This is a genomic window from Chryseobacterium ginsengisoli (genome assembly GCF_039542325.1).
GTDB lineage: Bacteria > Bacteroidota > Bacteroidia > Flavobacteriales > Weeksellaceae > Chryseobacterium > Chryseobacterium ginsengisoli.
Genome location: NZ_BAABHX010000003.1, coordinates 807,754 through 828,723 on the forward strand (window position 1 = coordinate 807,754; position 20,970 = coordinate 828,723).

At 32.9% G+C, this 20,970-nt stretch carries 29 protein-coding genes and 1 tRNA gene; 20 read left to right on the forward strand and 10 right to left on the reverse strand.

Going from position 1 to position 20,970, the window contains the following annotated elements:
- Nucleotides 1-32 precede the first annotated feature (32 nt).
- The gene (locus tag ABD940_RS13000; RefSeq protein WP_345204568.1) at nucleotides 33-581 is read right to left on the reverse strand and encodes a phage tail protein; all 549 of its coding nucleotides are present in this window, start codon (nucleotides 579-581) and stop codon (nucleotides 33-35) included.
- 274 nt (nucleotides 582-855) lie between these two features.
- The gene (locus ABD940_RS13005) at nucleotides 856-1,200 is read right to left on the reverse strand and encodes a hypothetical protein (protein ID WP_345204571.1); all 345 of its coding nucleotides are present in this window, start codon (nucleotides 1,198-1,200) and stop codon (nucleotides 856-858) included.
- 256 nt (nucleotides 1,201-1,456) lie between these two features.
- Between ABD940_RS13005 and ABD940_RS13010 the strand changes: the two genes are divergently transcribed.
- Nucleotides 1,457-2,221, forward strand: a complete 765-nt coding sequence (locus ABD940_RS13010) for an enoyl-CoA hydratase/isomerase family protein (protein WP_345204575.1) — start codon at nucleotides 1,457-1,459, stop codon at nucleotides 2,219-2,221.
- A gap of 27 nt (nucleotides 2,222-2,248) precedes the next feature.
- On the opposite strand, the gene ABD940_RS13015 is transcribed toward ABD940_RS13010, so the two are convergent.
- Nucleotides 2,249-2,791, reverse strand: a complete 543-nt coding sequence (locus ABD940_RS13015) for a GNAT family N-acetyltransferase (protein WP_345204577.1) — start codon at nucleotides 2,789-2,791, stop codon at nucleotides 2,249-2,251.
- A gap of 2 nt (nucleotides 2,792-2,793) precedes the next feature.
- Nucleotides 2,794-4,395, reverse strand: a complete 1,602-nt coding sequence (locus ABD940_RS13020) for a class I SAM-dependent methyltransferase (protein ID WP_345204581.1) — start codon at nucleotides 4,393-4,395, stop codon at nucleotides 2,794-2,796.
- A 126-nt stretch (nucleotides 4,396-4,521) separates the two neighbouring features.
- On the opposite strand from ABD940_RS13020, the gene ABD940_RS13025 reads away from it, so the two are divergent.
- From ABD940_RS13025 to ABD940_RS13080, 12 genes are all read left to right on the forward strand, one after another.
- Nucleotides 4,522-5,139, forward strand: coding sequence for a hypothetical protein (locus tag ABD940_RS13025; protein ID WP_345204584.1), 618 nt, complete (start codon nucleotides 4,522-4,524; stop codon nucleotides 5,137-5,139).
- A 4-nt stretch (nucleotides 5,140-5,143) separates the two neighbouring features.
- Nucleotides 5,144-5,677, forward strand: coding sequence for a hypothetical protein (locus ABD940_RS13030; protein WP_345204587.1), 534 nt, complete (start codon nucleotides 5,144-5,146; stop codon nucleotides 5,675-5,677).
- Complete coding sequence (locus tag ABD940_RS13035) at nucleotides 5,674-5,964, forward strand: winged helix-turn-helix domain-containing protein (protein WP_345204590.1); 291 nt, start codon at nucleotides 5,674-5,676, stop codon at nucleotides 5,962-5,964. Before ABD940_RS13030 ends, ABD940_RS13035 begins: the two co-directional genes overlap by 4 nt.
- A gap of 66 nt (nucleotides 5,965-6,030) precedes the next feature.
- Nucleotides 6,031-6,321 (forward strand): hypothetical protein, encoded by a 291-nt coding sequence (locus ABD940_RS13040; RefSeq protein WP_345204592.1) that lies wholly within the window; start codon nucleotides 6,031-6,033, stop codon nucleotides 6,319-6,321.
- A 22-nt stretch (nucleotides 6,322-6,343) separates the two neighbouring features.
- Entirely contained in the window at nucleotides 6,344-6,484 is a 141-nt protein-coding gene (locus ABD940_RS13045) for a hypothetical protein (RefSeq protein ID WP_425550364.1), read from the forward strand.
- 4 nt (nucleotides 6,485-6,488) lie between these two features.
- A complete protein-coding gene (locus ABD940_RS13050; protein ID WP_345204595.1) occupies nucleotides 6,489-6,782 on the forward strand; it encodes a hypothetical protein in 294 nt (97 codons plus the stop codon).
- An 11-nt stretch (nucleotides 6,783-6,793) separates the two neighbouring features.
- The gene (locus ABD940_RS13055) at nucleotides 6,794-7,279 is read left to right on the forward strand and encodes a Coq4 family protein (protein ID WP_345204598.1); all 486 of its coding nucleotides are present in this window, start codon (nucleotides 6,794-6,796) and stop codon (nucleotides 7,277-7,279) included.
- Nucleotides 7,280-7,283: 4 nt separating this feature from the next.
- Nucleotides 7,284-7,574: a hypothetical protein gene (locus tag ABD940_RS13060; RefSeq protein ID WP_345204601.1), complete on the forward strand. Its 291-nt coding sequence runs from the start codon at nucleotides 7,284-7,286 to the stop codon at nucleotides 7,572-7,574.
- 33 nt (nucleotides 7,575-7,607) lie between these two features.
- The gene (locus ABD940_RS13065) at nucleotides 7,608-8,984 is read left to right on the forward strand and encodes a DUF4153 domain-containing protein (protein WP_345204603.1); all 1,377 of its coding nucleotides are present in this window, start codon (nucleotides 7,608-7,610) and stop codon (nucleotides 8,982-8,984) included.
- A gap of 7 nt (nucleotides 8,985-8,991) precedes the next feature.
- Complete coding sequence (locus ABD940_RS13070; RefSeq protein ID WP_345204606.1) at nucleotides 8,992-9,690, forward strand: DUF1361 domain-containing protein; 699 nt, start codon at nucleotides 8,992-8,994, stop codon at nucleotides 9,688-9,690.
- Nucleotides 9,691-9,778: 88 nt separating this feature from the next.
- The gene (locus ABD940_RS13075) at nucleotides 9,779-10,318 is read left to right on the forward strand and encodes a hypothetical protein (protein ID WP_345204608.1); all 540 of its coding nucleotides are present in this window, start codon (nucleotides 9,779-9,781) and stop codon (nucleotides 10,316-10,318) included.
- A 52-nt stretch (nucleotides 10,319-10,370) separates the two neighbouring features.
- The gene (locus tag ABD940_RS13080; protein ID WP_345204611.1) at nucleotides 10,371-10,883 is read left to right on the forward strand and encodes a hypothetical protein; all 513 of its coding nucleotides are present in this window, start codon (nucleotides 10,371-10,373) and stop codon (nucleotides 10,881-10,883) included.
- 74 nt (nucleotides 10,884-10,957) lie between these two features.
- Here the strand turns inward: ABD940_RS13080 and bamJ are convergent, their stop codons facing one another.
- From bamJ to ABD940_RS13095, 3 genes are read right to left on the reverse strand one after another with little or no spacing between them, the layout of a single operon-like run.
- A complete protein-coding gene (gene bamJ / locus ABD940_RS13085) occupies nucleotides 10,958-11,641 on the reverse strand; it encodes a BamJ family beta-barrel-assembly machinery protein (protein WP_345204614.1) in 684 nt (227 codons plus the stop codon).
- A gap of 31 nt (nucleotides 11,642-11,672) precedes the next feature.
- Nucleotides 11,673-12,122 carry a D-aminoacyl-tRNA deacylase gene (dtd, locus tag ABD940_RS13090; protein ID WP_345204616.1) on the reverse strand — a complete coding sequence of 150 codons (450 nt, stop codon included), beginning with the start codon at nucleotides 12,120-12,122 and terminating at the stop codon, nucleotides 11,673-11,675.
- 2 nt (nucleotides 12,123-12,124) lie between these two features.
- Nucleotides 12,125-12,577, reverse strand: a complete 453-nt coding sequence (locus ABD940_RS13095) for a hypothetical protein (protein WP_345204619.1) — start codon at nucleotides 12,575-12,577, stop codon at nucleotides 12,125-12,127.
- A 110-nt stretch (nucleotides 12,578-12,687) separates the two neighbouring features.
- On the opposite strand from ABD940_RS13095, the gene greA reads away from it, so the two are divergent.
- The 7 genes from greA (at nucleotide 12,688) to ABD940_RS13130 (ending at nucleotide 18,587) form a co-directional block, all read left to right on the forward strand.
- Entirely contained in the window at nucleotides 12,688-13,158 is a 471-nt protein-coding gene (gene greA / locus ABD940_RS13100; RefSeq protein ID WP_345204622.1) for a transcription elongation factor GreA, read from the forward strand.
- A gap of 28 nt (nucleotides 13,159-13,186) precedes the next feature.
- Nucleotides 13,187-13,576 carry an HIT family protein gene (locus tag ABD940_RS13105; RefSeq protein ID WP_345204625.1) on the forward strand — a complete coding sequence of 130 codons (390 nt, stop codon included), beginning with the start codon at nucleotides 13,187-13,189 and terminating at the stop codon, nucleotides 13,574-13,576.
- 72 nt (nucleotides 13,577-13,648) lie between these two features.
- Nucleotides 13,649-14,836 carry an ATP-dependent Clp protease ATP-binding subunit ClpX gene (clpX, locus tag ABD940_RS13110; RefSeq protein ID WP_345204628.1) on the forward strand — a complete coding sequence of 396 codons (1,188 nt, stop codon included), beginning with the start codon at nucleotides 13,649-13,651 and terminating at the stop codon, nucleotides 14,834-14,836.
- Between the two features lie 77 nt (nucleotides 14,837-14,913).
- Entirely contained in the window at nucleotides 14,914-16,893 is a 1,980-nt protein-coding gene (locus ABD940_RS13115; protein WP_345204631.1) for a T9SS type A sorting domain-containing protein, read from the forward strand.
- Nucleotides 16,894-16,899: 6 nt separating this feature from the next.
- Nucleotides 16,900-17,121 carry a signal peptidase gene (locus tag ABD940_RS13120; RefSeq protein WP_345204634.1) on the forward strand — a complete coding sequence of 74 codons (222 nt, stop codon included), beginning with the start codon at nucleotides 16,900-16,902 and terminating at the stop codon, nucleotides 17,119-17,121.
- A gap of 61 nt (nucleotides 17,122-17,182) precedes the next feature.
- On the forward strand, nucleotides 17,183-18,469 hold the full coding sequence (locus ABD940_RS13125) for a TlpA family protein disulfide reductase (protein ID WP_345204637.1): 1,287 nt from the start codon (nucleotides 17,183-17,185) through the stop codon (nucleotides 18,467-18,469).
- A gap of 44 nt (nucleotides 18,470-18,513) precedes the next feature.
- Nucleotides 18,514-18,587, forward strand: a tRNA-Met gene (locus ABD940_RS13130).
- 549 nt (nucleotides 18,588-19,136) lie between these two features.
- Here the strand turns inward: ABD940_RS13130 and ABD940_RS13135 are convergent.
- The 3 genes from ABD940_RS13135 to ABD940_RS13145 form a co-directional block, all read right to left on the reverse strand.
- The gene (locus ABD940_RS13135; protein ID WP_345204640.1) at nucleotides 19,137-20,435 is read right to left on the reverse strand and encodes an HlyD family secretion protein; all 1,299 of its coding nucleotides are present in this window, start codon (nucleotides 20,433-20,435) and stop codon (nucleotides 19,137-19,139) included.
- A 71-nt stretch (nucleotides 20,436-20,506) separates the two neighbouring features.
- Nucleotides 20,507-20,713: a bacteriocin-like protein gene (locus ABD940_RS13140; RefSeq protein ID WP_345204643.1), complete on the reverse strand. Its 207-nt coding sequence runs from the start codon at nucleotides 20,711-20,713 to the stop codon at nucleotides 20,507-20,509.
- Nucleotides 20,714-20,730: 17 nt separating this feature from the next.
- Nucleotides 20,731-20,928 (reverse strand): bacteriocin-like protein, encoded by a 198-nt coding sequence (locus tag ABD940_RS13145; RefSeq protein WP_345204646.1) that lies wholly within the window; start codon nucleotides 20,926-20,928, stop codon nucleotides 20,731-20,733.
- Between the last annotated feature and the right edge of the window lie 42 nt (nucleotides 20,929-20,970).

The following is a 20,970-nucleotide window of genomic DNA, read 5'->3' on the forward strand; positions in this document are numbered from 1 at the left end:
TTTTAGTTTTAGTGATTTATTGATGTTTAAAATTATGGTCTTGAAGGATAAATTCCCTCTACACAGATGATGTAATTCATTCCTAAATATGGTGACATATTGTTAATAGGTAGATTTTGCCCTATGAACATTACAGATTGTGGATTTATCGGTGTTATTGTTGTAGGATCTGCATTATCAACATAGCTTGGAACAGCTGTGAAATCTCTTCCTGCTTGTGTCCCGGTTATAGCTAAAGATGAACTTGCAGATGGAGAAGCTGATGTAGCATTAGAGTTAGAAACCTTCAGCTGACTTGCAAAACTAGGCAGGTTCATTGATAAAATTGTAGTTTGCGGAGTTCCTGCCATTTCTCCCAATACATAAGTTTGACTTCCATTTGTTCCCGTACCGATAGGAGCACGCCCGTTCAAGTTAGGTAAAGCAAAAGTAGTGATACCATCTCCACCGTAAGTTGTTCCTAAAATTGAGAATAAAGCTTGATTTTGAGCAATACTTAATAAAGCTCCGTTGCAAAACATAAAGCCTCTAGGTGCAAAATTTCCTGCAAAAGACTTAATTACTCCGATCATTTCTTCCATGGTTAATATTTTTTTCAGTTTTAAAATGTTCCTACTCTTTCTTGGCTTTTCGGATACCGCCATAATCTTTTAAAAACTTATGTCTTATTGACAAGTCAAAGTAACGACAATCGCAGTTTTTGCGATAGAGTAGAAAATACCAAATTGCGGATTACGTATTTCTACGGTATGGGATTGAATATTATTCTTTAAAATTAAAGTCCTCCTTCAGAATATTCTGAAAGAGGACTTGTTTGATTTTTAAAATTTCCATTAAAGGAAAATTTAACGAATATTATTTCTGTTGTTCAGTTGGCTCTACGTGATCTTCAGGAGCAACGTCTTCAAGCATATTTACAATTCTTGTAACAGCAAAAACTGTTGGTGATTTCTGTATAATAGCAAACTGGCTGTAAGAAGTTCCTGATGATTCGTAAGGAGTTGCAACGATATCTCCGTTTGGAGTTTTAACAGTAGCTGTGATTTTCGTTAGTAAGCATACTCCTCTGCTGCCTGCTTTCCATGTTGTAAGCGGAGATACAGTATAATTGTCGTCTGAACAGAAAATACTTGCGTAATCAACTTTTCCTGATACAACAAAATTTGTTGAATTGTAGATTTCTACTAGTGGATAACTCATGATAATTAGTTTTTGCGATTAGTTTTTTTTCCTACTCTTTTTCAATGGTTTTTCGGATTTCACCATGTTCATATTTTTCTGAAGCTTCGTTAAATGAACAATACAAATGTATGATGAGACAACAACAAATGATTGAGTAGAACTTACCAAATTAAAATTTAGTACTTATACGCAACGGTGAAAATCATTGTTAAACTTAATTTTCGTTAAAACCTTCATATTTTGTATTTTTGTGTAAATCCAATTTAATTTAAAAATGAACGAATTCGTAGTATCAGAATTAAGAAACAATATCGCCGAAATCACATTCGGAACTCCAAAAAGTAACTCTCTTCCGGGAGCAATTCTTGAAAAATTAGCAGAAACTATTTTAGACGAAGGTGCAAAAGATGAGGTGAAAGCTATTCTTGTAAAAAGTGAAGGTGAAAAAGCTTTCTGCGCAGGAGCAAGTTTTGATGAACTTTTGGAGATCGAAGAATTAGAAAAATCAACAAAATTTTTCGGAGGTTTTGCAAAAGTTCTGAATGCGATGAGAAATTGCGGTAAAATTGTCGTGGTAAGAGTTCAGGGAAAAACAACCGGAGGCGGAGTAGGAATCGCTTGTGGAGCAGACTATTGCTTTGCAACGAAAGATTCAGCTTTGGCTTTAACGGAAATCAATTTAGGAATCGGACCTTTCGTAATCGGACCTTTCGTTGAAAGAAAAATCGGAAAGTCTCAGTTTTCAGCAATGGCGATTGATGCAGACTTCAGATCGGCAGAATGGGCGGAACAACACAATATTTATCATTCAGTTTCTGAAAGTATTGCGGAAATGGATGAAAAATTAGAGAAATTCCTTCAAACTTTATCTTCAAGAAGCGAGGATGCTTTAGCTTTAATTAAAAAAGTTTCTTGGGAAGGAACAGATCATTTCAATGAATTGATGCCTGCAAGAATTCACATGAGTGCAAGTTTGATTTTGGAGGATTCTGCAAAGAAAAATATCGGAGCGATTAAAGAAAGATTAAGAGCAAAATAAAAATAAAGCGTTGAAATTTTCAACGCTTTATTTTTTGTATTCAGATTGAAGTAAAGAATATAAAATTGAATCTTCAAAAACTCCGTTAATCAAATAATGTCCGCGCATGGCGCCTTCTTTTGTAAAACCAAAATAGTCTAGTAGTTTTCTTGAAGGAATATTGTGTTCACCAATCAAAGCTTCAATTCGGTTGAGTTCCATATCCTGAAAACCAAACTCAATTATTTTTTCAAGAGCTTCTTTCATGAATCCTTTATTTTTAAATTCATCGGAATTCAATGCGTAACCAATTTCTGCGCGATGATGTTGAGGATTCCAAGTGTGAAATCCGCAGTTTCCGATAATTGTATAGGTTTGTTTTTCTACAATCTGAAAATTAAACATCTTTTGATTGTAAGATTCATAACCTTGTTGATATATTTTTTTCTGACGGACAAACTCTTCTTCGTTAGTAATACCTAATATTTTTTTAATTTCATTTTCATTGTTTGTTTCAAAAATTTGATTCATCGTTTTAGTATCCAGTTTCTGAAGCAATAAACGTTCTGTTTCTATAGTTTCAAATGCCATTTTTAGCTTTTTAATAAATTAATCGAGACTGTTGCCAATTCAGAATTTGGGAATTTCCTGAATAGATCTTTACCCACGCTTAATCCTGTTTCCTTACAAATTTTTATAAATACATCAATTTCTAAAATATACTGATCCGAAAAACCATGTGTTGTTTCGTAAGCTGTTGCAGCGGTTTTTCCTAAATTTTCACTTGTCAGCTTCGGATCAAGAGAATGCAGTTCAATAATTAAAAGTCCGTTTTTCTTGATGTAAGGAAGCCAAAGTTCAATGTGTTCCTTTAAACTTTCTTCAACCAAATTATTAGACAATCTTTTTCCTTTAAAAGCAAAAGCTCCCGTTGAAGTGCTGATTCTTGAAGGGTTTTTATTTTCCGGACTTTTCCAGATTCTGTTGTGGTCGAGAAATGTTCTGATATTTAGCAGATCAGAAAGATTAATATCATAACTTTCTTTGAGATCTTCCGCAAGTTTTTGAGGATTCCCAATATCTCCCCAAATTACTTTTGCCCAAATATCATTATTGATGAGATTGGCTCTCGTTACCTTCAAAGCAGCAGGATTGTAATCGGCACCCACTAAAAATAAAGGATATTCTTCAAGCATTTTTCCGCGAAGAGTATGTCTTTCAATAGTTTCGAAAATATGTTGGATGAAAGCTCCGTTTCCACATCCCATGTCTAAAACTCCTTTTGGCTGCAGATGAATAGGTCGGTTGAAAATCTCAATAATAAAATCATTAGCGACTTTGAAATAGTTGGAATGTGCTCCGCCGCTTCCCCAAACATTCATGGCACGATCTACGTGGATTTCGTCTTCTCCTTCCGCAATTTCTCTCATTTTGGAAGCATTTCCAAACAAAAGTTCGTCCATTTTGTTTAATAAAGGAAGGTAAGAAACAGTAACTCCGTATGAAGCGGCTCTTTTGGCAAAATAAAGTCCCGTTTCTGTAAACTTATAATTGTTCTTTGACTTTTTAAACCAATCCAGATGAGTCAGAAAATCAAGAATAATTTCAAAATTTTCATCATTTTTATGAAATTCAGCTGCCTGAAACGAAGTTTCCATAAAATATTTATGAAACATTCCTGTCATTCCCAGATAAACAATGATGGGACCGATAATACAGCCTTCAATATGTTTTAAAATCTGCTCCTGAACTTTTTCTTCATCGGGATCTTCAGAAATTGTGAGTCCGAAATTGTTTTTTAAAGCATCTGTAAGCTGTGTAAAAACTTCTATAAAAGAACTTTCAGTAATCCTGCTTTTTATATCTGTATTTTCTTTTTGAAAAGAAACAGCTTTCAGATATAAAGGAGAATATTTTTGAAGGTATTGAGTAAAGTTATTCTTAGAAATAATAATTTCATCATTTTCATTATTTACAGAATAATCCAGAAAACCTTGAGATGCTAATGTTCGTAAAGCAACATTAAGATAGCCTTCATTAGCTTTGAAAATCTCGGTAAGTTTTGTAAGAGCTACTTCATCCTGATCAAGAATATAGCAAATAATATCTTTTTTAATTAATGAAGTTACAGTCGGTGCGGTTACAATACCGTCCAAATGTCTGAAAATTAATGATCGGCAAAATTCTTTATTCATATCATAGTGTTTGTTTTTTAAAGTTAAGAATTCCTTATAAAGAGCAATAAAAATAATTGAGAAAATTTTAATAAATATTTTGCAGATTAAAAATAAATAATAACTTTGTAATTCAAAGTTCTTTTTATGGATTCAAAAAACTATCACGAAGACTTATCACACATTCGTTCCATGATGGAGCGATCTTCAAGATTTATTTCTTTGAGCGGATTATCCGGAGTTGTTGCAGGATTGGCAGCAATTATCGGAGCTGTTTATGTTTATTTCGTTTTTCAAAGAGAAGGAATTGATTATTTTGATGGAAAAAGGAATTTTTTCGGTCCTTCTTTAGTGAAAGAACTGGTGATAATCGGAACTTTGATTTTGTTGGCAGCTATTCTCAGCGGATATATTTTTACGGCAAATAAAAGTAAAAAGAAAGGTCTTAAAATCTGGGATGCAACAACTAAGCGTCTTTTAGTTACCTTTGCAGTTCCTTTGGTAGCGGGAGGAATCTTCTGTCTGGCTCTTCTTTATCATCATCTTTTTGTTTTCATTGCTCCGGCAACGTTGATTTTCTATGGATTAGCTTTGGTAAGTGCGGAACGATATACATTAACGGATGTAAAATATTTAGGATATTGCCAGATTGTTTTGGGATTGATTTCTTTATTCTTTTTAGGATGGGGATTGCTTTTCTGGACGATTGGTTTTGGAGCTTTGCATATTGTTTACGGGCTGATTATGCATAAAAAGTATAAATAAAATTGTGAAAAAGTGGTGGATATTTTTAATAATTATTTTTATAGCAATTCTTTGCAGGACATATTTATTTAAGATATTTTTCACTTATAATGTAATTAAAGAAAGAACAGTTTCAAATGTTGGCAATGAAAAATTAAAAGAAAGATTAGATAATGAAAAAGATAATTCTATTAAAGATATTATTGAGAGTTCATTAGATGAAACAGCTTCGGATCTGAATTTTACTTTTGACCATTGTGACAACGAAACAAATAAATTAGTAGAGTCTAAAAAAGCAAACTGTATTGGTTATTCTGCATTTTTGGCTTCAATAATTAAGTTTAAATTAAATCAAAACGAACTTACTGATCAATGGAAGGTTCATCATAAAGTCGGAGAAATTTATTTTTTGAATGAAAATATCAACAAATATTTTGATTCGGAATTTTTCAAAGACCATGATTTTGTAACTGTTGAAAATGAAGAAATAAAAGAGGTAATTGCAATTGATGCAACAGTTTACGACTATTTTAAAATAAACAGGATAAGATTAAAATGATAAAAATAAATCAACTCAACAAAGAATTCGAAAGCCGTGTAAGATTGGGCATCATGTCCGTTCTGATGGTCAACGACTGGGTTGATTTTTCCGAGATGAAAAGTTTACTGGAAATTACGGATGGAAATCTCGCGAGTCACAGCAACGCTCTGGAAAAAGTTGGATATATTGAAGTGAAGAAGGAATTTGTAGGTAAAAAACCAAGAACTTCTTATCGTGTAACTCAAAGTGGGAGAGAGGCTTTTACAGAACATTTGAATGCTTTGGAAAAATTATTAGGAAAATAGGGACTATATTTTTTTATCATTTTACTTTGAAATGCAAAGTACTTTAGAATTTAAAAACATAAAAATATGACTTTAGAAAAACAAAAAACAACAATTATTTTCGCGGTACCGGCTTTATTAATGGTTACAGCGTTTTTAGGAAACCTTTTTGTAGAAGGCTGGAATTGGTCGCTCTCCGATTTTATTATTGCAGCGGTTTTACTTTTCGGAACAGCATTCTTTATCAATCTCGTAATCAGATCGAGAAAGACTTTAATCTCTAAATTATTGGTCTGCTTTGTCATTTTGCTTGTATTGGCTTTAGTCTGGATTGAGCTGGCTGTCGGAATTTTCGGAACTCCATTCGGGGGAAGCTAAAAATTTAAAACCTTAAATACAGATGAACCGAAAATACATCTCTGGTGAGATTGATCTAAAGGATGGAAGAATGCTTTATATCAACCGGGCTTTGGGACATTCCTTTCAGGTTCGTTTTATGGTTCGCCCGGAAATTACGGTTTTTACTTCAACTCAAACTTAAAAATATGAAAGATTTAGAAATAATAAAGTTAGCTAAAGTGATGTTTGGATTATTTTTTTTAATGGGAAGCCTTTTTCTTTTGGGTGCCTTTATTACAAATCAAGACGAGTTTGCTGCTGCAGGTTATATGCTTCTCATTTTTGGTGTACCAATAAACTTATTATGTGTATTCGGACTTTTGATTTATGGAATTGTATATCGATCAAAGTTGAAAGATTGTCTTATGGCTATTTGTATTTTGGCAATCAATATACCCATTGCAGTGGTTTATACACTAATAGGAATCAGTTTATTTTAAATAATTATACTATGAAAAAAATACGCGTTCAATTTCTTCTTTTCGTTTACGATAAAACACAAAAATTATATAGAAAATATTTCAAAAAGAAAAAAAGACAATGGCAATTTACTGAAAAACAGTTGCTTGAATTTCAGGAAGATTCTCTAGGTAGGAAACTTGGGGAATTTTACAAGAAGCACGGCTTTACCATGATTCCGAAAATGGAAAACCACGATGTTCATCATTTGATTACAGGTTGCGGAACCAATTTCGAGGACGAAATAGCAATGCAGTTTCTACTTTTAGGAAACGGAAAACTGAATGCCCATCTTTTGGCTGCAATCGTTTTAGGAAGCATTATTCTACCTGAATACTATAAAATTTATATCAAAGCTTATAAAAAAGGACAAAATATGCGACCATTCTATCATTGGGATTTTGAGGCTTTGCTTTGGCAGAATTTTGATCATCTGAAGGATTTTGTGCAGCAGAAAAACACACCTGTTTTATATTGATCTTATGAAAAATATAAAGTTTAGTAAAGTAGGGAAGAACGTATTTCTCATCTCCTGGATTATAGGAACATTAATATTATTGGCATATTGTATTACGAAATCGTGGTTTTTTGTCTGGTTAGGATTCTATTATGTTGTAGTTGCTTTTATTGTTAATATGATCGTATTCTTCTCAGAGTTATTGACTTTTATTACAGAAGTTGCGGATAAAAAACCTCACGGAAATTCAGCAATGCTTTTATTGCTCAATATTCCAGTCACGATACTTTATATTTCGATTGTCCTTAATAGATAATGCTCTCAATTTTAAACTTTTAATTTAAATAACATGAAAACACATCATTATATATTTCTCACAACGATTTTGTTCGTTATTGTTTTTTATGATCAGAATCCCGGTCTCAATCTCGGAATCATAGGAATTATTTATTCTTTGCTTACATTTTTCAGAACGTGTAAAGAAAACAGGACAAAAACCTTTCTTTTCCTTTTTATAACAAGTATTTTGTCGAGTATTGCATTTGCTTGGTATGGAGATATGCCGTCATTTTTGGCAGTAGCAAGTTCGTATTTGTTGTTATCCTACCGCTCAAAAAACAGAAGGCTGAAAATTTTATTCCTGATTCCTGTTTTTGTAACCAATTGTTTTACTGCAATATTTCGATTTTTCAGTTTAGATGAATGGTTGCCGAAAAGAAATGTACCGGGATTGTGGCAAAAAACGTTAGCTTTTGTTTTAATTCCTTTGATTTTAATCTCGGTTTTCTTTGCTGTTTATTCTGCGGGAAGTAATCATTTTGCCAATCTTTTCACGAATGTAGAACTTGATATTAATTTCTGGCAATTATTGGCAATGATTATTCTTGGGTTTTTTATTGCTTTTAATTATTGGAATTTCGCGGTTGAAAAATTTATCTACAAAAACAATCACATTCTTGATGATAATTTTAAAGAAAAAGAAGTTATCCAAAAATCAACGTATTCTTTTCTTGATCTGGATGCGGAGCGAATGAGTGGAATAATCTCCTTTTTTGCACTGAATATTTTGCTTATTTTCTTCATCGTCACTTACAATTATGAACAATTTTATGAATCTGCAAAACCGTCTTCCAGTCTTTCCGAAGAAACTCATGAAAGAGTAAATGCTGTAATTATGTCAATTGCAATGGCAATTTTGGTGATTATGTTTTATTTTAAATCAAATTTCAATTTTGATCCGAAAGCAGGTTTAATGAAAACTTTAGCCAAAATCTGGATTTTCCTGAATGCCGTTTTGGTGATTTCTGCAATGGTAAAAAATTCAGAATACATTATCAATTATGGATTTACTTACAAAAGATTGGGAGTTTATGCATTTTTGATTTTATCGTTAATAGGTTTGATCATGACTTTCATTAAAATCCAGATGAAAAAAAGAAACGCTTTTCTTTTCAACACAATGGCTTGGTACATTTACGGAATTATCCTGGTTTGCAGCTACATCAATTGGGGCGGAATCATCACTTCCGAAAATATGAAACGTAAAGATTTTGTTTTAGAATATCATAAAAGAGAAATCAATTTTAACGAAAAACAATTGCTGAAATATGCCGAAGAAAAGAATAATAGTAAACTAAAAGCTGAGATTTTGAATTTAGATAGAGTAAAATTCCAGCAAAATGAAAAATTCCTTTCTAAAGTTCTGTATTATCAAAACATAAAATAACTTTAAAATGATGAAGAAATTAAAAGAAAATCAAAGGTTTGAGGTTACTTTGCTTTTAATTTTAATGGCAAGTTTCTGTTTCAGTCTTTCTATTTTCAGATATTATATAAGTGAAACAAAAGTGTTTTTCTTTCTGAATTGGAATTTGTTTCTGGCTTGGATTCCGTTCATTATCAGTAGTTTTTTATTAATTTTTAAAATTAAAAGTAAAATTTCTTTAATTGTTGCTGTTGCGGTTTGGATTGTATTTTTCCCCAATTCTCCTTATATATTGACAGACCTTTTTCACCTGAAAACCAGAAATTCTATTCCGATTTGGTATGATTTGGTGGTGATTCTTTCTTATGCATGGACGGGTTTGTTTTGCGGATTCGTAAGTTTATTGGATATTGAAAAACTACTTTCTGTCTATTTCAAAAGATCAACAATCAATTTTATTACAGTTTCGTTTTTATTTTTGACAAGTTTCGGAGTTTATTTGGGCAGATTTTTAAGGTGGAACAGTTGGGATGTTTTGAGCAATCCTTTTGGGTTATTTAATGATATTGTTGTGAGAATCATCTACCCAATGGAATATACAAAAACTTGGGGAGTAACTATTTTGATGGGAGTTATGCTCAATTTCATGTATTTTATGATGAAGTCTATGAAAAATATAAATAAAACTGAGATTAGTCATGAAATCAGGAATTCCGCTCATTTCTAAGGATGAAATTTATCTAATGGAACAATTTTGGCATCCGAATACATTCAAAAGTCAAATGGCTTTATAGTATCATTAAAAATAAATTGTCATGAAAAAATCCTTATTACTAATCCCATTGATCATTATTTCGTGTAAAAAAGATCCGGCTACACTGGAAACTCAGAATAAAGATTCAATATCAGTAAGTGAACAGCCTGCCTCAACTGAAAAAAAAGATTCTGCAGCATTGAGGATGAAGGATTCAATCATTAATAATGCTCCGAAAACCAAAGAAGTTTTGCGTACAGGCGTTATGAGAACTGTAAAAGACGGGCAGATTATCAGAACAGTAGATGCAGAACAGTTTCCTTTAACTTTAGGAGAAGAATTTACAAAAGATGATCAGGAATTTATCTTAAAAATTACAGATTTCGAAAAACCGACTCTTAAAGCTAAAATATCAACAAAAGAAAAGGATTTTAATATTCGCTTCAACCAGATCAAATTACCAAACGGAGATTACGACGGTCCTTTCAGTCGAGAAATTACTTATGATGTAAAAGGAAGAGGTGAAGTTTGGCTTATTATTGGGAAAAGTAATATGGCTTCCGGAAATACAAAAGGTAATTTTACGGTAAGTATAGAATAATTTTAACTGATTTGGTACAATTTCTGCAAACAAAACTTTAAAATTTATCATTATGAAAAATATATTTTTGACAGCGGCAGTGGCTTCAGTAGCTTTGGTAAGTTGTGGAACGGTGCAGTCGTTGGTTCAGAATACATTTCCTTATACTGCCAATGTATTAATTTCCACAGGAGTTCCGGCTGATAAAGAAGTTTCTTCCACGGCGACAGCTTCCAATGTTCAGACTTGGTTTGGAGGTAATAACAATGCGAAGATTAAAGATGTAAGAATTTCAGATGCAAAAATTTCGGTAGTTTCTCCTTCCGGCGGAAGTCTGAATGCTTTTAAATCGATAAAAGTATACATTTCTTCAAGCGGAACGGGTGAAAGACTGGTTGCTTCAAGGTCAAATATTTCTACAGATGCTTCAAGCTTAAATCTCGATTTGGAAAATTCAGGATTTTTGGATGAAGTGGTAAAAAGTACGGGAGTTACCGTAAGAACGGTTTATGAGCTGAAAAACCAGACAAGTTCAGACATGAACCTTAGAATTGCACTTAATTTCAGCAGTGTTCCTGCGAATTAATTTTTATAAAAGTTTATTAAAGAAAACGTCTTTCAAAATTTTTGAAAGACGTTTTTATTTTTATGGGTAAAAGATTATTTAAAATCTACCAATTCAACATCGAAAATAAGCGTTGCTCCGGGAGGAATTACACCTCCGGCTCCGTTATCTCCGTAAGCTAAATCAGAAGGAATATAAAATCTGTACTTAGAGCCTTTGCTCATCAATTGAATACCTTCAGTCCAGCCTTTAATTACGCTTGAAAGATTCAATTCAATTGGCTGACCTCCGTTTTTATCCGTAGAATCGAAAACAGTTCCGTCCATTAATTTTCCAGTGTAAGTTACAGATGCAGTATTAGAAGTGGTTGGTTTTGTTTTTCCGTCACCTTGTTTCAAAACTTCATATTGCAAACCGCTTGCTGTGGTTTTTATATTTTTATTCAGCTTGTTTTTAGCCAGGAATTCTGCTCCTTTCTTTTTGTTTTCTTCAGCTTGTACTTTAGCTTCAGCTTGCTTTTTCTCGTTTTGTTTCTGCATGAAACCTTGTAAGAAAGTTCCCATTTCTTCTTTCGGGAATAAGCTTGGCTTGTCTGCAAATGCATCTTTTATTGCTTGAGACAAAAGTTCAGGATCTGCCGGAAATCCTTGCTTTTTCATGTTTTGAGCAATATCAAGACCAATATAATATGATGCTTTTTGTTCGTCCGTATAAGATTTCTGAGCAAAAGCAAGGTTTACTCCTGTTAAAAGAACTAAGGTAATTAAGGTTTTTTTCATTTTTTAATTTAAAATATAATCTGCTGTAAATTTAAGCTTTTGTAATTGAATCCATCACAATTGTGACAGGTCCGTCATTAATTAATGAAACTTTCATGTCTGCGCCGAAAATTCCGCTCTCGGTTTTCAGTCCCGATTTTGCAATTTCTTCTTTAAAATAATCAAAAAGAGGAATGGCTTTATCAGGTTTTGCAGCCTTAATAAAAGATGGGCGGTTTCCTTTTTTGTAATCCGAAATCAAAGTAAACTGACTGATACAAAGTAGTTCTCCTTTAATATCCTGAACGGAAAGGTTTAATTTATTATCCTCGTCTCCAAAAATCCTTAAGTTTAAAATTTTCTGAACGAGCCAGTCTGCATCACTTTTTTCGTCATTTTCATCAATTCCTACCAAAAGCATTAATCCTTTTCCGATTTCACCAACAATTTTTCCGTCTACTTTTACGCTGGATTCGGAAACTCTTTGTATGACAATTTTCATTTTTAATAATAAATATTTAAAACTTTGCTTGCAGGATCATAATTGTAAGGATATGTTTTCGGAGGAACATTGGCTACAGAAGTCGGTTGCCCTGTTAATAAAATCCACTGTGCATTATCTTTCGGACAAACGATTCTGATGTTATCCTGAACTTCCAGAGTTGTATTATTATCCGGACAAATATGTGGCGCATTTCTGTCATATGCTTTAAATGTCGTGTCAGAAGCTCTTACCACAATAAGACCTTTTGTGTTGGATTGTTGTTCGTTGATGTAAACCCAGCCTCCAACTTGATTCAAATTGTAATACGCAGGAAGGTTCAGATTTAAGGTAACATTGATAGGGTTGCTTGGAAAACAACTTACGGTATCTTCTCGGCTTCCACACGAATTTATAGATAAATTGCTGAAAATCAATAATATTATTATAGATAAGATCGAAAAAGTTTTTTTCATTTCAATTTAAATTTTTATATATTTGTAGAAATATAAACGATTACAACGCGAAAACATTGTCCGACAAATGTCGGATTATTTTTTTATACTAAAACTAAATTTTGAAAATTATGGCAAGCTATGTTACAAAGGAGGGATTAGAGAAAATGAAAGCTGAGCTGGAACAGTTGGAAACTGTAGAGAGACCGAAAATTACTCAACAGATCGCAGAAGCTAGAGATAAAGGAGATTTGTCTGAAAATGCAGAATATGATGCAGCGAAAGAAGCTCAAGGGATGCTTGAAATGAGGATTTCTAAACTTAAAGATGTTGTTTCTACTTCAAAAATCATAGACGAAAGTCAGCTGGATACTTCAAAAGTTTCAATTCTTACGACTGTGAAACTTAAAAATAATGCAACAAATCAAGAACAGATATTTAAATTGGTTCCGGATAACGAAAGTGATCTTAAGACAGGGAAAATTTCTGTAAATACGCCTATTGCAAAAGGTTTACTGGGAAAAGTAGTTGGTGAAACTGCAGATATTACATTACCAAACGGAAACAAATTGTCTTTCGAAGTATTAGACATTTCTCTATAACTAAAATCTAACCTCTAATTTTTTAGAAATGAGCACAATATTCACAAAGATCATCAACGGAGATATTCCTTCATATAAAATTGCTGAAAATGAAGATTTTATCGCATTTTTAGATGCAATGCCTTTAGTAAAAGGACATACGTTGGTTGTTCCGAAAAAAGAGGTTGATTTGATTTTTGATCTGGAAAGTGAAGAGTATAAAAATCTTTGGGGTTTTGCTCAGGAAGTTGCTAAGAAAGTCAAAAACGCAATTCCTTGTGTGAGGGTAGGAGTGGCAGTGGTAGGATTGGAAGTTCCTCACGCACATATTCATTTGATTCCTCTAAATAATGTGGAAGAGATGAATTTCAAAAATGAGAGATTGAAATTAACGAATGAAGAATATTTAGAAATTCAAAATTCAATTATTAATTCTTAAAAATAACAGGAACTCGTAAAACTAACTTTTACGAGTTTCTTTAATCTATACCTTATATATTATATATAAAAAATGAATTCAAACCAATGTTCTTTCTGTGGAAGAAAGAGAAATGAAGTTCAAATGCTGATTTCTGGTCAAAACGGCTTTATTTGTGAAAACTGTATTGAGCAGGCTCACGTAATTGTAAAAGACAGTGGATCAAAATCGGGTCATGCTCCGGCAGAAACTATAAACGAACTGAAAAAACCGAAAGAGATCAAAGAATTTCTCGATCAGTACGTAATAGGACAAGATCAGGCAAAAAAGCAATTATCAATCGCGGTTTATAACCATTATAAAAGATTACTTCACGCTCAGGACGAAAACAGAGAAGTCGAGCTGGAAAAATCGAATATCATCATGATCGGTGAGACAGGAACAGGAAAAACTTTATTGGCAAAAACAATTGCAAGAGAGTTGAACGTTCCCTTCTGTATTGTTGATGCAACTATTTTAACAGAAGCCGGCTATGTCGGAGAAGATGTTGAAAGTATCTTATCCAGGCTTTTGATGGTAGCAGATTATGATGTGGAAAAAGCTGAAAAAGGAATCGTATTTATTGACGAGATTGATAAAATTGCAAGAAAATCCGACAATCCGAGTATTACAAGAGATGTTTCCGGAGAAGGCGTTCAGCAAGGTTTATTGAAATTGTTGGAAGGTAGTATTGTAAATGTTCCGCCTCAGGGAGGAAGAAAACACCCTGACCAAAAATATATCCAGGTAAATACACAGAATATTCTCTTTATTGCCGGTGGTGCTTTTGACGGTATCAAGGAAATTATCGAAAGAAGAATGAACAAACAGGCAATTGGTTTTAGCTCAGAAAAAATCAATAAAGTAGATGAAGACGATTATGTATTAACAAATATTAATGCAATTGATCTTCGTACTTTCGGATTAATTCCCGAACTTTTGGGGAGATTTCCAATCATCACTTATCTCGATAAACTCACGAAAGAGGTGATGGTAAGAATCATGAAAGAACCAAAAAATTCGATTGTGAATCAATTTATAGAACTTTTCAAAATGGATGGAACCGACTTGAAATTTACAGATGGTGCTATTGAGAAAATTGTAGAAGAAACTATTGAAAAAGGTTTAGGAGCAAGAGGGTTGAGAGGTACGACAGAAAAAGTCCTTGAAGACTATATGTTTTCAATAGGAGAGGAAAAAGAAATAATATTAACTGAGGATAATATTTTTGTTAATAAATAAAATATTTTTGTTTTTTCATAAAAAAAACATACCTTTGCAGTTGAGATATTGTATTAACACACAAATAATTATATACAATGAGAAAAAGTTTATTTGCTATTGGTTTATTAGCAGCCACTTATTCTGTTCAGGCGCAGAATGTTCTAGTACACGTAGATGATGCTGCTACTACGTATGTAAGTGAAGGTACTCTGGTTTATAGCGGAGGCGGAGTTCAGACGAGAGGAGCCGGTATCATTGACGTTCATGGAAACGTAATGGTAGAAGCTACTGCGGCTGATGGTTTCAAAACAATCACTACCGGAGGCGGTAATAAGTTGGATGGTGGAAACATTGTCCTGAGACTTAATACACCTGGAACTTACGATAGTTCGACTTACGGACAGCTTTATATTAACGGTATACCTACATCAGGTCTTACAGGTATTGTAAGTAAGGAATACAGAACGGCTAAAAATGGTAGTGGGAATTACTTCCAACAGATAGCTCTTCCATTTGCCGGTAAAGCGTACAGTTCTTTATCAACGGAACTTGCTAAAGCATTTAGTCCAACCAGATGGACACAAAATGAAGTTCTAAGCTGGAACAATGCAACTGTAGTTTCAAATCATGTAACGAATCTTGCAAACACAACTCCGGCAGCTCCTAATTACTATATGTTAGGATCTAAGAATGATAATCTTGATTTAAGTACCCCACCGGCAACTTTGCCTACAATTGCACCTACTGCGACAGGATCTGTTTATACTCTTAACGGAGCTCCTGTACGTTCTGAGGATTTGGCAGCTGTAAGCTTACAAAATGCTGGCGCGAGTGTAACTTTTGGTACTAATGGTAATAATACCAACCAATACGGAGAGAAATATAACTCTTATCTTCAAGATAATTTCGATTTAACTAATGGATTATTTACAGGAACTTATGGTAAAAATATTTACCAGTTTGGAAATCCATATTTTACGAACATAGATTTATCCAGAATTGGTTATACTGAAGCTGGAGGTCCGGGAAATGTTTCTGACTTAAATAATATTTCAAATATTTGGGGTGTAAAATACTCTGCTGGTACAGTTGTAACTTATGCGGGAGGTGGAACTTTTACTACGGGAGCTTTCACGCAAACGTATGATCCTTCTACTAAAATTCCTACAGGAGATATCAATGCGCTTGTTATCAAGCCAATGCAGACTTTTGTTATCAAATTAAGAGATAATACTGCACAGACTTTGAATTTCAGTACATTAAGAAGATTTGCAAGTACTGCAAGAGCAGCAACAACTGATTATACTGTAACTGCAGCTAAAGGTATTCCTGGAACTGTAAAACAGCTTGGTGTTATTGCTTTGGATGCTGCAGGTAAAGAAATAGGAAGAACTTATTATGTAGTAACTCCTAATGGAACTACAGGGCATCAAAATACAAGTGCAACGACAATTCAGGCGGCTGCAACAGGAGGAGATGCTATTGGTACTTTCGAAGAAGCTCCGAATGGAGGATATGATTACAACAATGTTAATTACTGGTTGTATATTAATGAAGCAAATGAATTTAACTTCAAAGGTAAAAATGTTAAGTTAGTAACTTACAGCCCTTCTGTAGTAAAATCTTATAAATTTGAAATCAGAGAAAACGCTGAACTGATTGCTGATGGTGCTCATGCATTATCTTCAGGAATCGGATTCTACTATAAAGCACCGAATGGAACCGTACAACAGGCAGTACAGGGAACTGTAATTCCTGTAGCAGGAACTGAATATGACCTATACTATGGAGAGCCAAGTAATGTTGTTTTGGCAGCTAATGAAACAAAAGCTCCTTCAAGAACACTGGTAATTTATAATCCTGCAATTGACAACTACATTGTTAGATTTGATCCAAACTGGAAAAAGGCTGATATCGAAGTTTATGATATGAGTGGTAAATTGGTTATCTCTAAAAAAGCTGTAGAAACATCTAAAGACTTTGTAATTGAATTAGATCAAAAAATCAAAAATTCTTACGTAGTAAAAGTTGTTTCAGACAAAGGAGATATTGTTAACACTAAAATCTTAAAATAAGAAAATATGAAAACTATAAATAAACTAGTATATGTCTTTTTTCTTTTAACTGTATTTTTAATAAACGCCCAGCCCTCACAACCTTCTCAACCACCAGCGGGAGGAGTAGGTGGATCGGGAACAGGAGCACCGGCATCACCTATTGATATGTATGTATATGCATTGGGGATTATTGCTGTTATGTTTATAGCGTTCTTTAATAAAAAATATACAGGCAAAAAAGCATAAAATTTTATTAAAATAATATTAAACTCTCTGATTAGTCGGAGAGTTTTTTTATTTTTACGATATGAAAAAGATTTTTACAGTTTCAGCATTATTAGCTGCATTTTCATTACAGGCTCAGTTCACTGTGACTATTCAGGCTCCTGCCGACTTCAAAGATCAAGACGCTATTCTATATACTCTTAATGGTTCCAAGGATATCATTTTTACAAAAGAACAAAGTAAAAATAATATATGGACATTCAAGTATCCTAAAAACTATATGGGAATGATGAAAGTCTATTTCCCCAATACAAATAATACATTCAATTTTATTTCTGAAAATAAAAATGTAAGTGTTAAACTTGAGTCTCAAGGGAACAAGGTAAAAGATATAGTTTATCTGGATGAGGCTAATGATATTATGAGTAAGTTTCAGGAAGGTTCTCAGAAGAAAGAATTAATACTTCCTGCGTTGTCTCAGATCAAAGAATATTACAAAGACAATACAGAATTTGGAAAGGCTCTGAAAACTGAAATAAACAGGCTTTCCGGAAACTCTGATGGTATTGACCAGACTCAGCATCCTTTTATCTATTATTACAATACAAATTACAGTAAATTTCTTTCTAATGATGCTTCTAAAAAAGTAAGTCAGGACGAAATTATTAATTTTATTGATAAGTCGGGTGATATGCTGGAAACATCTTCTTTACTAAGACCAATTCTAGTGAATTACCTGAATTCAGGCGGAAATACAAACGTTGCGGGTTCTGTTGACAAACTTTTAGATAGGCTAAAGGTAGAAACTCCGCGTGGACAAACGGTTCTTTCGGAATTGATCGATATTTTTGATGTTTATGAAATGCAGGAATTTAAAGATAAATATCTTAACCTTGCGAAAAACTTGAAATGTACAATTACTGACAGACTAGCTTCTACGTTGAAATCTAATGCTAATGTGGAAATTGGAGCGGCTTTTCCTAATTATAAATTCCAATCTCCGGTAAATACTACAGCTAAATCTCTTTACGACGTTAAAGCTGATAAAAAGGTGGTTATTTTCTGGTCTTCTACTTGTTCGCACTGTGAAGAAGAACTTCCAAAATTATTAGCTAAATACAATGATCTAAAAGCGAAAAATATTCAGGTTGTAGGTCTATCGATGGATGTTGACAAAGATTCTTGGTCTAAAAAGATTGCTGCATTTCCTTGGGTAAATGATTCGGAATTAAGAGGATGGAACAGTAGTTATGTAGATTTGTATAATGTTCATGCAACTCCAACATATTTTATTTTGGATGCTAACAATAAGATAATCAGCAAACCAGAGCATGTTGGTGATGTTTTAGAATATTTTAAGTTAAAATAAATTTGGTAGTAGCAAATATTTTCCTATATTTGCACCACCAAAACGGCGAGGTAGCTCAGTTGGTTAGAGCGCAGGATTCATAACCCTGAGGTCACGGGTTCAATTCCCGTCTTCGCTACAGATAAAAGGTTATAAGATATTTTTCTTGTAACCTTTTTTTATTTCTTGAACTTATCTTCATAAATATTTAGCAAGTAAGTTTTTCTAGTTTTGAATACTAGACATAAATAAAATGATCAGTAATGAAAAAGATCTCTTATTATTGATAATTTTATTCTTTACGATTATTTAATGTTGTTTTCGCAAGTTTTGGAAGCTAAAGAATGCTTAAAAACGAATATTTGCTCTAATTTTAGAAGCATGAGCCAATCAGAATATTCTAAACAAGAAAGGCTTTTTTTACTACCTCATAATGAGAAATAATTTAGAAAGTGTGAATAGGGAATGATAAAGTTTTAATTTCTAATCTTTGGGTGAAAACAATTGAGAAATCTTATGAAAATCTAAGTAGTAATAAATGGGAATCTGGAAGCAGTATGGCAACTTGGATCTACTTTAATAGAAATGGATTTAAAATATTTTACGAATAAGAAATTACTTTCGAACTAATGATAAAATAAGAAGCCGAAACAAAAACTGTTTCGGCTTCTTTTATCTGATTTGGATATTAAGTTTGATACCCTAATAATTTTCTCATCTGGTAGAAGAATCTTTCGATTAGCCTTAGATCCTGAGTTACGATTTCAGCACTGCCTTTAAGTTCTTTATCAAAAACAAGATTTTTATTGTAGCTTGTTTTTAATCCTTTAGGAAGAAGAATATCTACATAATAATTTCCATCCTTGTCGGGAGAAAGTGAAATATTTTGTACTCTACCTTCTACAATTCCATATTCCTGATAACGGTAATTATCTAACTTAATTAAAACTTTTTCGCCTGAAATAATTTTTCCTGAATTAGCTGCCGGTACAGACATTCTTCCGACCAATTTTTCCCTGTTCTTTGGAAGAATGGATAAGATAGCATCTCCGGCTTTAATAAATTGATTTTCACCAAAAAACTGCTGAAAACTGGCAACACCTTCCGTATTTGATATAATCAGGTAACTTTGTTCCCATTGTTTCAAAGATTTTCTTAACTGTTCGAACAGCTGTAAAGATTGAGAAGAGTAGTTGATTTTATCTTTTTCGGTATTAATTGCAGTTCCGCTTTTTGTTTTATTTAAATTAGAAATACCTTCTTCCATTTGTGAAAGAGAAATATTAATATTTTCTAAATTTTGCTGAGCCTGCAGAAATTTTATTTTTTCATTCTCAAGTTCAACTGAAGCAATGACTCCTTGATTAAATAATTCCTGAGAACGCTGATAATTCTTTCTTGTAAGCTCGTATTTTGCCTGTTCTAATCTTTTTTGCTGTTTTGTTGTAGCAATTCTCAATCGATATTCAGAAAGGCTTTGATTGGCTGCAAGATTTTCTGGTGCGTACGGCTGAAGTCTTGTAAATAAGGCTTCGTCCTGAAAAGCTTTTGCAAAATTATTATAATCACCTTGCAATTCTCCAAGTTTAAAATGTGATGTTTCATTAACTGGAAATGACGCCAATTGATTGGGAGAAAGTGAATCTATAATTTTTTTAAGTTCTAAAACATCTTTGTAATTCGCTGAAGATTGCATTACCATCAGAACTTCATCTTTCTTAACTTCTTGATGATTTTTAATAAATATTTTTTCGATTTTGGAATTGGTTCTTGCTTCTAATTTTTCAGGTGGGTTTTGTGATGTTACAACAATCGGTGCAGGAATAAATTCCGGATACCTGATTACATAACTCATCACTAAAATAAGTATAAGAATTAAAAATATAATGCTGTTTCCCCACCGAATCATCCAGTGAGGTGGTTGTGTAAGAATATCCTGAACACTTTCCGAGCGAAGTTCAATATTATCTAAGACGTCTTTTTCCATATTTTAAATATAAGCAATCTTCAATATTTGAAGATTGCTATTGATATTCATAACTGAATTTATTTCAAAATCTATAATCCTGTTTCGCAATATTCTGGTGTCATCATATTTTTATGAACACAAGAACCTTTTGCTTCGCACCAATATAAATTACAAGGGCAAGTATATGGTTCACCTGGCATTGGTGGATCTTCAGGGAAATGTGCTCCACAATCTCCGATTCCACCTCCTTGTAAAGATTTTAAATCTTTTCTCGTTAATTTTTTTAGATTTTTCATATTATTTAAATTAAAAATTAGAAATCAATTTCACAATCTTTAGTAAAAGTTGGTTGAACACAGATACCGTATTTTGGACACCATTTTAAATTACAATCACAAAAATATGGTTCTCCTGGTGCAGGTGGATCTGGTGGAAAATATTGTCCACCGCAACCTTTGCCTCCTTGTAAAGATTTTAAATCATTTCTTGTCAATTTTCTTAAATTTTTCATAATTAATAATTTGTTTGATATTCCTACTCTATAAGCTTTTCG

What these genes read in the sequence shown, in the direction of transcription:
- ABD940_RS13000 (WP_345204568.1), bottom strand. Translation starts at nt 581, where the DNA reads ATGGAAGAAATGATCGGAGTAATTAAGTCTTTTGCAGGAAATTTTGCA.
- ABD940_RS13005 (WP_345204571.1), bottom strand. Translation starts at nt 1,200, where the DNA reads ATGAGTTATCCACTAGTAGAAATCTACAATTCAACAAATTTTGTTGTA.
- ABD940_RS13010 (WP_345204575.1), top strand. Translation starts at nt 1,457, where the DNA reads ATGAACGAATTCGTAGTATCAGAATTAAGAAACAATATCGCCGAAATC.
- ABD940_RS13015 (WP_345204577.1), bottom strand. Translation starts at nt 2,791, where the DNA reads ATGGCATTTGAAACTATAGAAACAGAACGTTTATTGCTTCAGAAACTG.
- ABD940_RS13020 (WP_345204581.1), bottom strand. Translation starts at nt 4,395, where the DNA reads ATGAATAAAGAATTTTGCCGATCATTAATTTTCAGACATTTGGACGGT.
- ABD940_RS13025 (WP_345204584.1), top strand. Translation starts at nt 4,522, where the DNA reads ATGGATTCAAAAAACTATCACGAAGACTTATCACACATTCGTTCCATG.
- ABD940_RS13035 (WP_345204590.1), top strand. Translation starts at nt 5,674, where the DNA reads ATGATAAAAATAAATCAACTCAACAAAGAATTCGAAAGCCGTGTAAGA.
- ABD940_RS13040 (WP_345204592.1), top strand. Translation starts at nt 6,031, where the DNA reads ATGACTTTAGAAAAACAAAAAACAACAATTATTTTCGCGGTACCGGCT.
- ABD940_RS13045 (WP_425550364.1), top strand. Translation starts at nt 6,344, where the DNA reads ATGAACCGAAAATACATCTCTGGTGAGATTGATCTAAAGGATGGAAGA.
- ABD940_RS13050 (WP_345204595.1), top strand. Translation starts at nt 6,489, where the DNA reads ATGAAAGATTTAGAAATAATAAAGTTAGCTAAAGTGATGTTTGGATTA.
- ABD940_RS13055 (WP_345204598.1), top strand. Translation starts at nt 6,794, where the DNA reads ATGAAAAAAATACGCGTTCAATTTCTTCTTTTCGTTTACGATAAAACA.
- ABD940_RS13060 (WP_345204601.1), top strand. Translation starts at nt 7,284, where the DNA reads ATGAAAAATATAAAGTTTAGTAAAGTAGGGAAGAACGTATTTCTCATC.
- ABD940_RS13065 (WP_345204603.1), top strand. Translation starts at nt 7,608, where the DNA reads ATGAAAACACATCATTATATATTTCTCACAACGATTTTGTTCGTTATT.
- ABD940_RS13070 (WP_345204606.1), top strand. Translation starts at nt 8,992, where the DNA reads ATGATGAAGAAATTAAAAGAAAATCAAAGGTTTGAGGTTACTTTGCTT.
- ABD940_RS13075 (WP_345204608.1), top strand. Translation starts at nt 9,779, where the DNA reads ATGAAAAAATCCTTATTACTAATCCCATTGATCATTATTTCGTGTAAA.
- ABD940_RS13080 (WP_345204611.1), top strand. Translation starts at nt 10,371, where the DNA reads ATGAAAAATATATTTTTGACAGCGGCAGTGGCTTCAGTAGCTTTGGTA.
- bamJ (WP_345204614.1), bottom strand. Translation starts at nt 11,641, where the DNA reads ATGAAAAAAACCTTAATTACCTTAGTTCTTTTAACAGGAGTAAACCTT.
- dtd (WP_345204616.1), bottom strand. Translation starts at nt 12,122, where the DNA reads ATGAAAATTGTCATACAAAGAGTTTCCGAATCCAGCGTAAAAGTAGAC.
- ABD940_RS13095 (WP_345204619.1), bottom strand. Translation starts at nt 12,577, where the DNA reads ATGAAAAAAACTTTTTCGATCTTATCTATAATAATATTATTGATTTTC.
- greA (WP_345204622.1), top strand. Translation starts at nt 12,688, where the DNA reads ATGGCAAGCTATGTTACAAAGGAGGGATTAGAGAAAATGAAAGCTGAG.
- ABD940_RS13105 (WP_345204625.1), top strand. Translation starts at nt 13,187, where the DNA reads ATGAGCACAATATTCACAAAGATCATCAACGGAGATATTCCTTCATAT.
- clpX (WP_345204628.1), top strand. Translation starts at nt 13,649, where the DNA reads ATGAATTCAAACCAATGTTCTTTCTGTGGAAGAAAGAGAAATGAAGTT.
- ABD940_RS13115 (WP_345204631.1), top strand. Translation starts at nt 14,914, where the DNA reads ATGAGAAAAAGTTTATTTGCTATTGGTTTATTAGCAGCCACTTATTCT.
- ABD940_RS13120 (WP_345204634.1), top strand. Translation starts at nt 16,900, where the DNA reads ATGAAAACTATAAATAAACTAGTATATGTCTTTTTTCTTTTAACTGTA.
- ABD940_RS13125 (WP_345204637.1), top strand. Translation starts at nt 17,183, where the DNA reads ATGAAAAAGATTTTTACAGTTTCAGCATTATTAGCTGCATTTTCATTA.
- ABD940_RS13135 (WP_345204640.1), bottom strand. Translation starts at nt 20,435, where the DNA reads ATGGAAAAAGACGTCTTAGATAATATTGAACTTCGCTCGGAAAGTGTT.
- ABD940_RS13140 (WP_345204643.1), bottom strand. Translation starts at nt 20,713, where the DNA reads ATGAAAAATCTAAAAAAATTAACGAGAAAAGATTTAAAATCTTTACAA.
- ABD940_RS13145 (WP_345204646.1), bottom strand. Translation starts at nt 20,928, where the DNA reads ATGAAAAATTTAAGAAAATTGACAAGAAATGATTTAAAATCTTTACAA.